15 protein-coding genes are annotated in these 12,821 nt (G+C 71.3%); 5 read left to right on the forward strand and 10 right to left on the reverse strand.

All coding sequences use genetic code 11. From position 1 onward, the window contains the following. The first annotated feature begins 42 nt into the window (after positions 1-42). The gene (locus ABD191_RS11760) at positions 43-2,448 is read left to right on the forward strand and encodes a hypothetical protein (protein ID WP_344080065.1); all 2,406 of its coding nucleotides are present in this window, start codon (positions 43-45) and stop codon (positions 2,446-2,448) included. A gap of 4 nt (positions 2,449-2,452) precedes the next feature. Then, positions 2,453-3,448 carry an L-glyceraldehyde 3-phosphate reductase gene (gene mgrA / locus ABD191_RS11765; RefSeq protein WP_344080068.1) on the forward strand — a complete coding sequence of 332 codons (996 nt, stop codon included), beginning with the start codon at positions 2,453-2,455 and terminating at the stop codon, positions 3,446-3,448. 12 nt (positions 3,449-3,460) lie between these two features. Here the strand turns inward: mgrA and ABD191_RS11770 are convergent, their stop codons facing one another. The 9 genes from ABD191_RS11770 to clsA form a co-directional block, all read right to left on the reverse strand. Next, positions 3,461-4,045, reverse strand: a complete 585-nt coding sequence (locus ABD191_RS11770; protein WP_425560705.1) for a MerR family transcriptional regulator — start codon at positions 4,043-4,045, stop codon at positions 3,461-3,463. A 122-nt stretch (positions 4,046-4,167) separates the two neighbouring features. Then, positions 4,168-4,632, reverse strand: a complete 465-nt coding sequence (locus ABD191_RS11775) for a bifunctional nuclease family protein (RefSeq protein WP_344080074.1) — start codon at positions 4,630-4,632, stop codon at positions 4,168-4,170. A gap of 128 nt (positions 4,633-4,760) precedes the next feature. Continuing rightward, a complete protein-coding gene (gene ftsR, locus ABD191_RS11780; RefSeq protein WP_344080191.1) occupies positions 4,761-5,438 on the reverse strand; it encodes a transcriptional regulator FtsR in 678 nt (225 codons plus the stop codon). A 77-nt stretch (positions 5,439-5,515) separates the two neighbouring features. Beyond that, positions 5,516-5,962, reverse strand: a complete 447-nt coding sequence (odhI, locus tag ABD191_RS11785) for an oxoglutarate dehydrogenase inhibitor Odhl (RefSeq protein ID WP_344080077.1) — start codon at positions 5,960-5,962, stop codon at positions 5,516-5,518. A 110-nt stretch (positions 5,963-6,072) separates the two neighbouring features. Further along, positions 6,073-6,459, reverse strand: a complete 387-nt coding sequence (gene gcvH, locus ABD191_RS11790) for a glycine cleavage system protein GcvH (RefSeq protein ID WP_344080080.1) — start codon at positions 6,457-6,459, stop codon at positions 6,073-6,075. A gap of 33 nt (positions 6,460-6,492) precedes the next feature. Beyond that, on the reverse strand, positions 6,493-7,392 hold the full coding sequence (locus tag ABD191_RS11795) for a DUF881 domain-containing protein (RefSeq protein ID WP_344080083.1): 900 nt from the start codon (positions 7,390-7,392) through the stop codon (positions 6,493-6,495). Then, on the reverse strand, positions 7,389-7,721 hold the full coding sequence (locus ABD191_RS11800) for a small basic family protein (RefSeq protein ID WP_344080086.1): 333 nt from the start codon (positions 7,719-7,721) through the stop codon (positions 7,389-7,391). The genes ABD191_RS11795 and ABD191_RS11800 overlap by 4 nt, the downstream gene beginning before the upstream one ends. Further along, positions 7,718-8,545: a DUF881 domain-containing protein gene (locus ABD191_RS11805; RefSeq protein ID WP_344080089.1), complete on the reverse strand. Its 828-nt coding sequence runs from the start codon at positions 8,543-8,545 to the stop codon at positions 7,718-7,720. Before ABD191_RS11805 ends, ABD191_RS11800 begins: the two co-directional genes overlap by 4 nt. Positions 8,546-8,586: 41 nt before the next feature. Beyond that, positions 8,587-9,210 carry a cardiolipin synthase ClsA gene (gene clsA / locus ABD191_RS11810; RefSeq protein ID WP_425560706.1) on the reverse strand — a complete coding sequence of 208 codons (624 nt, stop codon included), beginning with the start codon at positions 9,208-9,210 and terminating at the stop codon, positions 8,587-8,589. Positions 9,211-9,315: 105 nt separating this feature from the next. Between clsA and ABD191_RS11815 the strand changes: the two genes are divergently transcribed. The 3 genes from ABD191_RS11815 to mug all read left to right on the forward strand — a co-directional run bounded on the left by ABD191_RS11815 (position 9,316) and on the right by mug (position 12,272). Then, positions 9,316-9,996, forward strand: coding sequence for an FKBP-type peptidyl-prolyl cis-trans isomerase (locus ABD191_RS11815; RefSeq protein WP_344080092.1), 681 nt, complete (start codon positions 9,316-9,318; stop codon positions 9,994-9,996). A 77-nt stretch (positions 9,997-10,073) separates the two neighbouring features. Further along, positions 10,074-11,459 (forward strand): VTT domain-containing protein, encoded by a 1,386-nt coding sequence (locus ABD191_RS11820; RefSeq protein ID WP_344080197.1) that lies wholly within the window; start codon positions 10,074-10,076, stop codon positions 11,457-11,459. Between the two features lie 255 nt (positions 11,460-11,714). Next, positions 11,715-12,272, forward strand: a complete 558-nt coding sequence (gene mug, locus ABD191_RS11825) for a G/U mismatch-specific DNA glycosylase (protein WP_344080095.1) — start codon at positions 11,715-11,717, stop codon at positions 12,270-12,272. Here mug and ABD191_RS11830 read toward each other — a convergent pair. Further along, positions 12,269-12,766 carry a DUF4262 domain-containing protein gene (locus ABD191_RS11830; RefSeq protein ID WP_344080098.1) on the reverse strand — a complete coding sequence of 166 codons (498 nt, stop codon included), beginning with the start codon at positions 12,764-12,766 and terminating at the stop codon, positions 12,269-12,271. The genes mug and ABD191_RS11830 overlap by 4 nt on opposite strands. Positions 12,767-12,821 lie beyond the last annotated feature (55 nt).

Below are 12,821 nucleotides of genomic sequence, written 5' to 3' on the forward strand. Positions count from 1 at the left end.
GGCCGATCGACACGACCATGCCACCCATGAATGAATACGTTCATGGATCCACGGGGACATGTCGCGGAGTTCAACCGGCTCGTCCTCGTGACGACCTCCCTGTGGCGGCTGCCGTCCAGCGACACCCAACCCGGCCACGGGGCGCTGCTGCGCCGCCTGCTCAACCAGGAGCCCGGCTGCGTACGACCCGGTCACGCGTGGCTGCGCGTCGACCCCGAACCCGACACCGCCCTGCCGGACGCGCCGACCGACCCGCTGCGTCACCTGCGCGACGACGCGGCCGCCGACCTGCTCGAATGGCTGCAGGAACAGGTGCGCGCCGCGTGGCAGGCCCTCAGCCGCGCCGAACTGCCCCGCGAGGAGGCCCAGCCCCGCCGGCGGCTGGCCGCGCTGCGCCACCGCGTCGTCCTCGACGCGCAACGCTTCCTCGCCGTCACCGAACCGGACGGACCTGCCCGCCGCCGGCCGGTCCTCCCACCCGGCGTACCGCCCTTCCACGTCGTCATCGAACTGCGCTTCGACCACCTGGCCGGCGCCCCCGTCTGCGAGATCGGGGTGTCCGTGTGGAGCGGGCCGCCCGCCCACCCCGGCTACTGCCCACCCGACCTGCCCGACCTGCACCGCCGGTGGGAGGCCGAACACGGCACGGTCGACCTCGACCTCGACCGCACAGCCGCGTACTTCGACAACGACATCGCCGTACGCGCCCACCGGCTGCTCGCCACCCACCTGCGCACCCGCGAGTTCCGGGTCTTCGGCGCCCGCTACGAACTGCCCGTGTTCTGGGTGGCCGTGCCCACCGACCTGCCCGCCGAACCCGACGACTACCTGACGGCGCCGCGCGCCGACCTGACCCGACGGCTACTCAACCGGTTCCTCGAGGGGTACGACACCCGCGAGGCCGGCGTCACCCAGACCGTCATCAACGCCCGCTCCCTCGTGCTACGCAAACTGGCCCCCGGCACGGACTTCCGCCCCCGGTACCTGATCCTGCCCGCCCGGCCCGGCCTGCGCGTGCCCCGGGCCAACAGCGCCGCCCAGGCCCAGGAGATCACCAACGCGACGATCATCACCGCGCTCACCGACGTCGAGGCGCGCCTCGGCGCCCACCTCAACCAGGTGCAGTCCGACCTGGAAATCTGGAAGAACCACCTCAGCGTGTACCGGGCGGTCGCCGAACGCGGCTTCCGGCTGTGGGACGGCCTGTCCACCCACCTGCCCGTACGCCGCTGGTTCCGGCTCGGCCGCGTGCACCGCGGCGTGGAACTGCTGCACCAGATCCTGCTGCAGGGCGTCGCCGACCTGGCCCAGCTCGGCACGTTCACCCGCGAGTCGCTCGCCAGCATCGACGAACTCGTCGAAACCTACCGCGCCACGTTCGAGGTGACCCTGTCCGAACGGCGCCACCACAACCTGCGCACCGCCATCGCCTCCTCCGTGCTCGTCCGCCAGGTCCGCCGCCTCGGCGACCAGACGCTGCGCGACGTCGCCGAAGTCAAACAGGACTACGAGGACCTGCTCAAAGCCATCACGTACGCGTTCGACGAGCGGCGCGTACGCGAATCCGACGCCCTGCAGAAGTCCAACTTCCGCCTGTCGGTCGTGCTGGCCCTCATCACGGTCGTCACCGTCCTGGACGCGCTGGTCGACATGAAACCCTCCGACGCGCGCGACGACCTCACGGTCGAACCCGGGTGGGTCACCCTGTTCGGCGGCGGGCTGCGCCTGGCCCAATGGGCCGGCACCGCCAGCGCACTGGTCGGCGGCGCCACCCTCGTGGCCCTGTCCCTGTTCGGTGCCCTGTCGTTTCGCCGGGGCCGGCTCGGCTCCCGCGACTTCCGGCGCATCTACGACGGCGGCACCGGCCGCGCCCGCCGCGGCCTGTGGCACTTCCTCAAGGACAGCTTCACCGAGAGCCTCAACGACTACACCCGCCGCCCCGTACGGCACTGGTCGGCGCTGGACGCCGACCTCGCCGACCGGTTCGCCGCCCTGTGGGACCGCGCCTCCGCCATGGACCACGTGGAACGCGACGACCGGCGCGGCCGTGACATCCGCCGCCAGTCGCGCCGGGTCGAACAGTGGGGCCTGCACACCCTGCTGCTCACCGAACGCGCCCGCCGCATGTACCGCTACCGGCTGCCCCTGCTCACCTGCGCCTACCGGGCGTGCACCCTCGTGCCCGGCTCGTTCGTGCCGGCCCTGGACGCCAACCGGCGAATGAACATGGTCGCCGACTCCGACTTCGCCCTGTCCCTGCGCCGCATCGGCCTCACCTGGGAGGAAGCCACCGACGTGGACCGCCTCGTGCACCTGCTCGCGGCCCGCTCCACGACCGTGGCCGCCGTCCTGCACTCCCTGCGCGAGCACGGCCTCGACGCGAACCTGCTCAACGACCCCGCCGCCCGGGAGGAGATGCTGCGCAAGGTCCGCGCAACGCTAGGGTGATCACGTGACGTACGCCGCGGCTGCTGACCGCTACGAAACCATGACCTACCGGCGCAGCGGCCGCTCCGGGGTGCGCCTGCCCGCCATCTCGCTGGGCCTGTGGCACAACTTCGGTCACGCCCGCCCCCTCGACACCCAGGCCGCCATCGTGTGCCGGGCGTTCGACCTCGGCGTCACCCACGTCGACCTGGCCAACAACTACGGGCCCCCGCCCGGGGCGGCAGAGGAGAACTTCGGCCGGCTGCTGGGCCGCGAACTGCGCCCGTACCGTGACGAGCTCATCATCTCCACGAAGGCCGGCTACGACATGTGGCCCGGCCCGTACGGCGACTTCGGGTCCCGCAAGTACCTGCTCGCTTCACTGGACCAGTCGCTGGCCCGCCTCGGCCTCGACTACGTCGACGTCTTCTACCACCACCGCCCCGACCCGCACACCCCGCTCGAGGAGTCCATGGGCGCGCTGGACGCGGCCGTGCGCGCCGGCAAGGCCCTCTACGTGGGCATCTCGAACTACCCGTCCGCATTGGCCCGTGAGGCGGCCACGATCCTGCGCTCCCTGGGCACGCCGCTGCTCATCCACCAACCCTCCTACTCGATGATCAACCGGTGGTTGGAGCGCGACGGGCTGCTCGACACCCTCGCCGACGTCGGCGCCGGCTGCATCGCGTTCTCCCCGCTCGCGCAGGGCCTGCTCACCGACCGCTACCTCACCGGGGTACCCGCCGACTCGCGCATCGCGACCAGCCGGTTCCTGTCGGAGAGCGCGCTGACGGACGCGACCATGACCAAGGTGCGGGAGCTGGGGCGCATCGCGGCCCGGCGCGGGCAGACACTGGCCCAGCTGGCGCTGGCCTGGGCGCTGCGCGACGAACGCATGACGAGCCTCATCATCGGCGCCTCCAGCGTCGCACAGCTGGAAGCCAACCTGGGCGCATTGACGAACCTGACGTTCACCGCGGAGGAACTGGCCGAGATCGACAGGTACGCCACCGAATCCTGAGCGGCGGGCGGGTCAGCCGACGCGGCGGCGGGCACGGCGGGCGGCCAACTCGTCGCCCTGCCCCGCGGCCGGCTCCCCGGACGCCTCGACAGGCTGCTCCGGGGCGCCCTCACCGGCGACCGGCAGGTGCGCCAACGACCCCTGGATCTCCTTGAACGCGCCCGAGATCGCGATGCCGAACACCCCCTGGCCGCCCTGCAGCAGGTCAACGACCTCCTCCGCGGAACGGCACTCGTACACCGACGTGCCGTCGGAGATCAGGGTGATGCCCGCCAGGTCCTCCACACCGTGCTGGCGCAACGTGTCGATCGCCTTGCGGATGTTCTGCAGGGACACGCCCGCGTCCAACAGCCGCTTGACGACCTTCAGGACGACGATGTCGCGAAACGAATACAGCCGCTGGGTGCCCGAACCGGACGCGTCGCGCACCCCCGGAACCACCAACCCGGTGCGGGCCCAGTAGTCGAGCTGGCGGTAGCTGATGCCGGCGGCACCGCACGCGGTGACACCCCGGTAGCCGACGGAGTCGCCCGATCCTTCCGGTGACTGAGTCACCTGAGGATCGTCGGTCAGGCCCGGACTCGCAGGCTCCCGCATTGTGCCTACCTCCCGCCGCGGTGCTGTCTTGGGGCCACCCTATAGCTCGCGTTGAGGGTTGCCGGGAAACGTCACGCACGACACGCCGAGCGTCCCACGACCGGGCACAGCCCTCTTGCAGGCTAGCCGGCGAAGTCCTCCGGGCGGACCTGCTCCAGGAACTCCCGGAACTTCTCCACCTCGTCCTCCTGCTCGTCGGGAATGATGATCCCCGCCTCGGTGAGCACCTCATCCGTACACCGGATCGGGGCACCCACCCGCAACGCCAACGCGATCGAGTCACTCGGCCGCGCCGAGATCCGCAACCCGTCCCCGATCAACAACTCGGCGTAGAAGATGTTCTCCTTCATCTCCATGATCTCCACGGCGTGCAGCGGCGCCTTCAACGCGGCCAGCACATCCCGCAGCAGATCATGGGTAAGCGGCCGGGTCGGCTTGATGCCCTGCTGCTCGTAGGCGATCGCCGTGGCCTCCACAGCACCGATCCAGATCGGCAGATACCGATCACCGTCCACCTCGCGCAGTAGCACGATCGGTTGGTTGCCCGGCAGCTCGACCCTGACGCCCACGACGCTCAGCTCGCGCACCGTAGTCCCCGCCCCTTCCGCCCCCTGGCGCCTGCTCTCCTTTGCACGGTACACGTCCGCCCACCATGCCGTCCGCTTCCGTCCTGCCGTGATCATGACAACGGGTGTGACGCCCGATACCGCTGTGACTACACACCCAGCCCACGACGCAACCCGGCCCGAACCAGCGCCGCGTGCAACTGCGCCGTCAACGCCGCAAGCTCGTGCACCGTCTCCAGCGCCTGCGCCCGCCCACCCGGCCCACCATGGCGGGCGATCGGGGTCACGATCTGCTCCAACAGCCCCACCTCCCGGTCGGCCGCCGCACGACTGGCCCGCAGATGCCGCGCCCCGATGCCGTACGCCGCCAGCTGCGCCGCAGCCCGGGCCACCGCCAGCGCCTCCGCGTCGAACGACCCGTCAGAACCCGGCACGAGCAACCCGTACTCGATCAGAGCCGTCACCGACTCGGCGTCGAGGCCGGCCCGCTCGGTGAGTTCGGCGCGGCTGACCCGCACCTCCACCGCGCCCGCGCTGACGTCCGCAGCCGGCCCGTCCGACGGCTGCGCCACGCTCACCCCGACGACCCGCTCACCCCGGTCCAACGCCGCCAACTGCTCCCGGATGACCCGCAACGGCAGGTACCGGTCACGCTGCGCCGACAGGATGAACCGCAACCGGTCCAGGTGGGCCACGCTGTACTTGCGGTAACCCGACGGCGCCCGGTGCGGCTCGATGAGCCCTTCGGCCTCCAGGAACCGCAACTTCGAGATCGTGACGTCCGGGAACTGCGGGCGCAGCCGCGACAGCACCTCACCGATGCTCATCGTCGCCACCACGGGCGCCGTGGCACCCGTGGTGGCCGTCTGCTCGCGCGGCCGGCCGCGCGCCGCCGCCTCCGCCGTCACGCCACGTCGTCTGGCCGGGGCCCCGCGATGAACACCAACCGGAACTTGCCGATCTGCACCTCGTCACCGTTGGACAACGTGGCCGCCTCGACCCGCTCCCGGTTGACATACGTGCCGTTCAGGCTGCCCACGTCACGAACAGTGAACGTGCCCCCGTCACGGTGGAACTCGGCGTGGCGACGCGACACGGTCACGTCGTCGAGGAAGATGTCACTGTCCGGGTGCCGGCCACTCGTCGTCACATCGTGGTCCAACAGGAACCGGGCCCCCGCGTTCGGGCCCCGCCGAACCACCAGCAGCGCCATCCCGGGCGGCAACGAACCCGCCACCCGGCTCGGCACCACATCAGTGTCGGCAGGCGTCTCTAGGACCTCGTCGAGTCCGCCGAGGTGCAGCGTCGAAGTGACGTCGAGCGGGGGGTACTCGTCGTCTGGGCGCGTCATCGGACCACCTCACGGATCATTAGTCGACTGGGCGAGCCTAGCTATGGCTTTCACACAGGGTCAACCGGACGCGCCACACGACGCTGTGCGACGTCCCGCGGCGCCCGGACCTACGACTGCTCGGTCAGCGCGGCGTACGCCACCGCGTCGAGCAGCTCATCGATGTCGTCCGCCGCCGCCGGGGCCAACTCGATAAGCCAACCGGCGCCGTACGGATCGGTGTTGACCAGTTCCGGCTCCTCGTTGAGCTGGTCGTTGCGGGCCACCACCGTGCCGGTGACGGGAGCGTACAGCTCCGAAACACTCTTGGTCGACTCGACCTCACCGAACGGCTGACCGGCCTCGACACTCGTCCCGACCTCCGGCAGGTCAACGAAGACGATGTCGCCGAGCGAATCCTGGGCAAAATCCGTGATGCCCACCCGCAGCGCGTCCGCGCCGCCCACCGCGCCGACCCACTCGTGCTCGGCGGTGTAGCGAAGGTCCTCAGGGATCACGTATCTCGTCCTCGTGAACTCGTGGCTGGCAACTCATGACACCGGCTGGGCCCACCGCAACGGGCTGCTGGAGTGCAGCGCGTCCACATGGACCTCCCCCGAGTTGTCGACGATCACGTTACCGCCGTCGCGCTGCACAGCGTCAGCGACCCCGCCGGGAATCGTCAACGCCGTGCTCATCGTCTGCGCCGGACCGATCACCGTGATCGTGTACGGGGCGGTCAGCGTCGTTCCGTCCACAGTGAGCCCCGCAGAGGAGTCAACGAAGTACGTGGAGGCCACGATGCGCACACTCGCCCCGTTGTTCCCGGTGATCTGCATTGCCTCCGCCCCCGCGCCGCGCAGCTCCTCCACCGCGTCCAGCACGGTCGCCGCCTTGATCGGGTCATCCCGGTCGGGTACCAGCTGAATGCGCAGACCCTCCCCCACCGCCGGCAACGTACCGGCCAGAATGCCCAGCTCATCGGCACGACGACGGGCCTCCGCCAGCGCCGCCTCCCGGCCCTGCGCACCCGACGCGAGCTGGCTTCGCGTCAGCTGCAAGTTGCCGATCTCCGACCGCAGCCGCTCCTCCCGCGCGTTGAGATCCGACAGGATCCGCACCAGGTCCTCCGGCCGGGTGTTCTGCAACTGGGCGTCACCGGTGTTGCTGCGCAACTGCACCACGAGCGCGAACCCCAGCAGGCCCACCAGCAGCCCGATCACCGCCCCGGCCGCCGACAACCGCCGACGACCGGCACCGCTCGCCTCGCCGACCGGTGGCGCCTCCTCCGGCCCGACCTCCTCCGCCGGCACCTCCTCCGGCTGCGTTGCCTCCGGCGCCGGCTCGACCGCCGAAGCCTCCGGGACCTGCGGCCAACCCAGGCCGCTGTCCACGTGCCGCTCACCGTCCGCGGGCGTCAGCTGCGGGTACGCGTCAGGCACGGCACTCACGCCCGGAACAGGTGCCGACGGATCGCCGCCACATTGCCGAAGATCCGCACCCCGAGCACCACGACCACACCGGTCGACAGCTGACCGCCCACCCCCAACTGGTCACCCAGATACACGATGAACGCCGCCACCAGCACGTTCGAAATGAACGAAATGACGAACTGCTTGTCGTCGAACACCCCGTCCAGCTTCGCGCGCACCCCACCGAACACCGCGTCCAACGCCGCCACCACCGCGATCGGCAGATACGGCTGCAACGCCAACGGCACGGTCGGCTCCAACCAGACACCCAGACCGATGCCGACGACCAGGAACAACACCGCGATCATCGGCCACCTCCGGTGGGCGTGGGCGACGGGGACACATCCGGGCGGGCGTACCGCAACGGCACGTCCGTACCGGCCGCCGGCAACGTCAGGTCATCGCGCTGCGACGTCGAGAACTGAATGCCGTACTTCGCCTTCAGGCCCCGCAACTGCGCCCCCGACGGGCCCTTCAGAAAAGAGTCCAACATGTTCTCCGGCCCGATCGCCGTCACCTGGTACGGGCTGGTCACCGGCCGGAAGTCCACCAGGATCGCCCCGCCCGCCGTCCGGATCGTCGACGTGGCCGTCAACCGCTGCCCGTTCACCGCGACCGCTTCCGCGCCCGCCGCCCACAACCCGTTCGCCACATCCTGCAGATCCACATCCAGCACCCGGCCGCCCTCCGGCGTCACCTGCTTACCCGTCGTCGGATCAACCTGCGCCGGCGCGTCGGACACCGTCACGATCACCCCGTCGCCGACCACCTTCGCCAGGCCCGTCGCCGCCTCCTGCTCCCGCAACGCCCGCAACTCCCCGCTGCCGGCACCCAGCGCCTGCGCCCGCAACGCGGCGACCTCCTGACGCAACGCGTCCGCCTGCGCCTGCAACTCGTCCGTACGCTCCTGCGCCCCGCGCGCCTCGTCCACCAGGCCCGCGTGCGCCCGCGCGCTCTCCGGCTCCCCCGCCACCACATGCCGGTACGCCACCGCCAACAGCAACCCGATCGCCACCAGCACCACCAGGCGCAGACCCCGGGCCCCCGCCAACCGCCACGCCGGCTTCGGCGGCCCGGACGCCCGACGCTCCGCCGCGTCGGCATACCCCGGATCCAGCGGATTGCGGAACATCTCCGTCAACAGATCCGGCTGAAACCGCGGCCCCTGACCCGTCATGACGTCGCGGGAGCCCGCCTGACCGCGCGCACCAGCGCGGCCGCCTGACCGACATACAACGCCGCCGCCACCCAGTACAGGACAAGACCCCACCAGGCCAACGCCCAACCGGCCGCGTGCGCCACCGACCCCGTCGTCCCACCGACGGTCGCCAACAACAGCGTCGGGAACGCCACCAGCAGGATGAACGTCGCCGTCTTACCGACGTAGTGCACCGGCGGCGGCCCGTACCCGTACCGGCGCAGCACCCCCAGGCTCGCCAGCAACACCGCCTCCCGGGCCAGCAACGCCACCGTGAACGGCCAGCCCACCACCCCGTCGACCGTGAACGCCAACAACGTCGCCAGGATGTACAACCGGTCAGCCAGCGGATCCAACAACTCACCCAGCCGGCTCACCTGCCCCAGGCGACGCGCCAGGTAACCATCAACCCAGTCGGTCGTCCCACCGATCGCCAACACCACGATCGCCGCCACATCCGCGTCGGCCACCAGCAGCAGGTACAGGAAAAGCGGAACGCCCAACAGGCGCGCGAAGCTGATGAGGTTGGGAACAGTCCACACCGCGCTGCCGCGCGGTTGCGGCGCAGGGGACGCGGACTCCCCCGGCTGACGCGCCACCGCACCCTCCTCAGCCTGTGGCGACTCCCAAATCGCAAGCCACTATAGCCCCGACACGACCTCGCACCCCGCACCGAGTCCGCGAGAGCCGCTAAGCTTCCCGCCGTGAGCACACGCGTCAATCCCAAAAAGGCCCCCGGCCCGTCCGGCCTGGGCCTACCTCCCAAGTCGGAACGCCGCGCCCTCGGCAAGGCCGCGGCCGCCCGCCGCGCCAAGGCCAAGCGCCGCCGCAAGCAGCTGCGCACCGCCGGCGCCGTGCTGCTCGCCCTGATCCCCGTCGCCCTCGTCGCCGCCGCCATCTCCGGCGTCTTCACCGACGACAAGAGCAACACCGGCGCCGCCTCCCCGTCGGCGTCCGCGGGTGCCAGCGCGGGCGCCGGGGCACCGGCGGCCCCACAGGTCTCCCTCGACCCCGCCCTGGCCAAGAAGCCCACGGTCACCAAGGGCACCGGCGACCTCACGGAGCTCAAGGTCACGACGCTGGTGAAGGGCACCGGCCCCGCCGTCACCGCCGGCCAGAGCATCACGGTCAACTACGTCGGCGTGTCCTACAAGACCGGCGAGGAGTTCGACTCCTCCTGGTCGCGCAACGAACCCGCCACGTTCGGCATCGGCGTCGGCCAGGTCATCCAGGGCTGGGACCAGGGCCTCGTCGGCGTACCCGTCGGCAGCCGCGTCCAGCTCGACATCCCGTCCAACCTCGCCTACGGCGACGACGCCAGCGGCGGCCGCCCGACCGGCCCCCTGCGCTTCGTCGTGGACATCATCTCCGCCGCCGCGCAGTAACCGACGGTACGGGGGCCGCATCGGGTTTATCCCCGATGCGGCCCCCGTACGCACGCTGAGAACATCTCAGCGTGGACATGGTGATGGCCTGGCTCGACGGACTCCCCGCGCTCGCGATCTACGCGGTCGCCGCCGTCCTCGTCGCCGCCGAGACCGCGCTCATCATCGGGCTCGTCCTCCCCGGCGAGGTCACCCTCGTCGCCGCCGGCTTCCTCGCCTACACCGGCGTCCTACGCCCCGTCCCCACGGCCATCGTCCTCATCGCCGCCGCCGTCGCCGGCGACGCGATCGGCTACGCCGAAGGCCGCCGCAACGGCCCCCGCCTGCGCGCCAGCCGCCTCGGCCGGTGGGTCGGCGACCACCGCTGGAGCAAAGCCGACGCCCTCTTCGCCCGCCACGGCGGCCGCGCCATCCTCCTCGGCCGCCACGTCGCGTTCGCCCGCACCCTCATGCCCCGCCTCGCCGCCATCGCGGGCCTGCCCTACCGGCGCCTGCTCCCCTGGAACCTCGCCGGCATCGCGACCCAGGTCGGCGGCGCCCTCGCCCTCGGCTACCTCGCCGGTACCTCCTACGAACAGCTCGCCCACGTCTTCGGCCGCGCCACCGGCGCCGTACTCCTGCTCCTGCTCATCGTCGGCGCCATGGTCGCCTTCGGCCGTTACCTCGGCCGCCATCCCGACCCCGTCACCGCCATCGGCGACCGCATCGGCAACTGGGGCCCGCTGCGCCTGCTCGACCGCGCCTACGACGCCGGCTTCCGCTGGCTCACCGCCCACGTCGGCGTCGGCGGCGCGGTCGCCGCCAGCCTCCTGCTCGGCGTCGGCCTCGTCCTCGCCGTCGGCGCCGGACTCACCTGGGCCATCGACGCCCTCATCGCCACCAGCGGACTGCCCCTCATCGACAGCACCATCGCCGACTGGATCGCCACCCTGCGCAACCCCGCCCTGACCGACCCGACCGTCACCCTCCTGTCCGTCCTGCGCGGCTCCTACCTCGTCATCGCCACCGGCGTCGCCGGCCTGCTCATCAGCCCCTGGCCCGACCGGTGGCGCGCCGACGTCCTCGGCGTCCTGGGCACCGTCGGCGCCTTCCTCCCGCTGGTCATCCTCGCCGTCGCCGCCGACTGGGTACGCCCCGGCACCGCCGGCGAAGCCGGCACGGACGCCCTCTTCCCCAACCAGGTCACCCTCGTCACCGCCAGCCTCGGCATGGTCGCCTGGCTCATCACCCGCCGCCGCCCCCGCTGGGAGGTACGCGTCGCCGCCTGGGTCACCGCCGCCACGATCGTCATCCTGGTCAGCGCCGGCCGCGTCTATGTCGGCTGGAACTGGCCCAGCGAGATCCTCGCCTCCACCCTCCTCGGCGCCCTCTGGGTCGTCGTGTTCGCCAGCGCCTGGCGCACCCGCGACCGCGTGACCGCCGACGACAGCGAGAAGACCCCCGAACCCGCGCCCGTCACCTGAACGTCCCTCCCGCTGCGGGTTGTCCACGTCGCTGACCGCCCGGGCGGCCGTCTTTGCCGTTGAATGTCTGCCTGTGGTGGCGTAAGCCACCACCTCTATGCCGTCCTAGGACGCTAGGTTGTAGGTGTTGCGGGGGGGCGCCTGACCGCGATCGATAAGGTGCGCACTTTGGCGGTCATCGCGGCGCGGGTAACCGCCGAAGTGCGCACCGTGCCGGATGTTGATCACGCTTGTCGGACGGGGTATGAGGGCAGCATGAGCAGACCCACGAAGGAAGACCTGGCCGCGGCGCACGGGCGGGCGATTCCCGACGTCATCGCGCCGCGGCTGCGCGTGCTGTTCTGCGGCATCAATCCGGGCCTGTGGTCGGCCGCGACCGGCCATCACTTCGCCCGCCCCGGCAACCGTTTCTGGCCCGCGCTGCACAGGTCCGGGTTCACCCCGCGCCAACTGCGTCCCGACGAGCAGGCCGAGCTGCTCACCTATGGCCTCGGCATCACCAACCTGGTCGCCCGCGGCACAGCGCGCGCCGACGAGCTGACCCCCGCCGAACTCGTCCTGGGCGGCCAGGCGCTACGCGACAAGATCGCCGCCAACCGGCCCGCGTGGCTGGCGGTCGTCGGCGTCACGGCGTACCGGGTCGCGTTCGCCGACCGTACGGCCGCCCTCGGCGAGCAACCGGGCAAGCTGGGGACCACGCGCGTGTGGGTACTGCCCAACCCGAGCGGGCTCAACGCCCACTTCACCGTCGGCACCCTGGCGGCCGAGTTCGCCCGACTCCGCGAGGCCGCCACACCCCCTAGAGCGTCCTAGGATGATGGTGGTGGGAAGGTGCCCGGCCGGGGTTGCAGGGACGGGGCCGCGTGGCCGGGCTCCCACGGGAACAGTCCCGCACGGTCGTCGTAGCTGAGCTGCAGCACCGGCACCGACCGCCCCGGTGGGCGGCGGTAGTACCGGTTCGCGCCGAGCACGATCCCCTCCGCGTCCGGGACGACCTCCGGGCGCACCCGGTGCGTCCACTCGTCGAACGTCACGAGCTCACCCGGGATGAGGATCTCGCCCGCGCGGACGCGCCGGCCCAGGACGTTGATGACGCCGCCCGCCGTCTCCGGCGGTACCCCGAAGATGAGCAGCTCCGGGTGGCCCAGGCCATGCAGGCCGATCGAGTAGGCGTACGCGGGTTGGCCGGTCTTCGCGCACCCGCACTCCGGCGAGGCGCAGGTGTCCCCCAGCACGTACTGCACGAACCACCCGTGCCGGCGCACGACCGCGGTGACCCGCTCGTCGTACCTGTCCCACCCGTCCATCGCGCTCCCCCGCCGCCGACGCCACCGCCACACCCGACGATAGACATCGATGGGG

This window comes from Luedemannella helvata (assembly GCF_039528415.1).
Lineage (GTDB): Bacteria > Actinomycetota > Actinomycetes > Mycobacteriales > Micromonosporaceae > Luedemannella > Luedemannella helvata.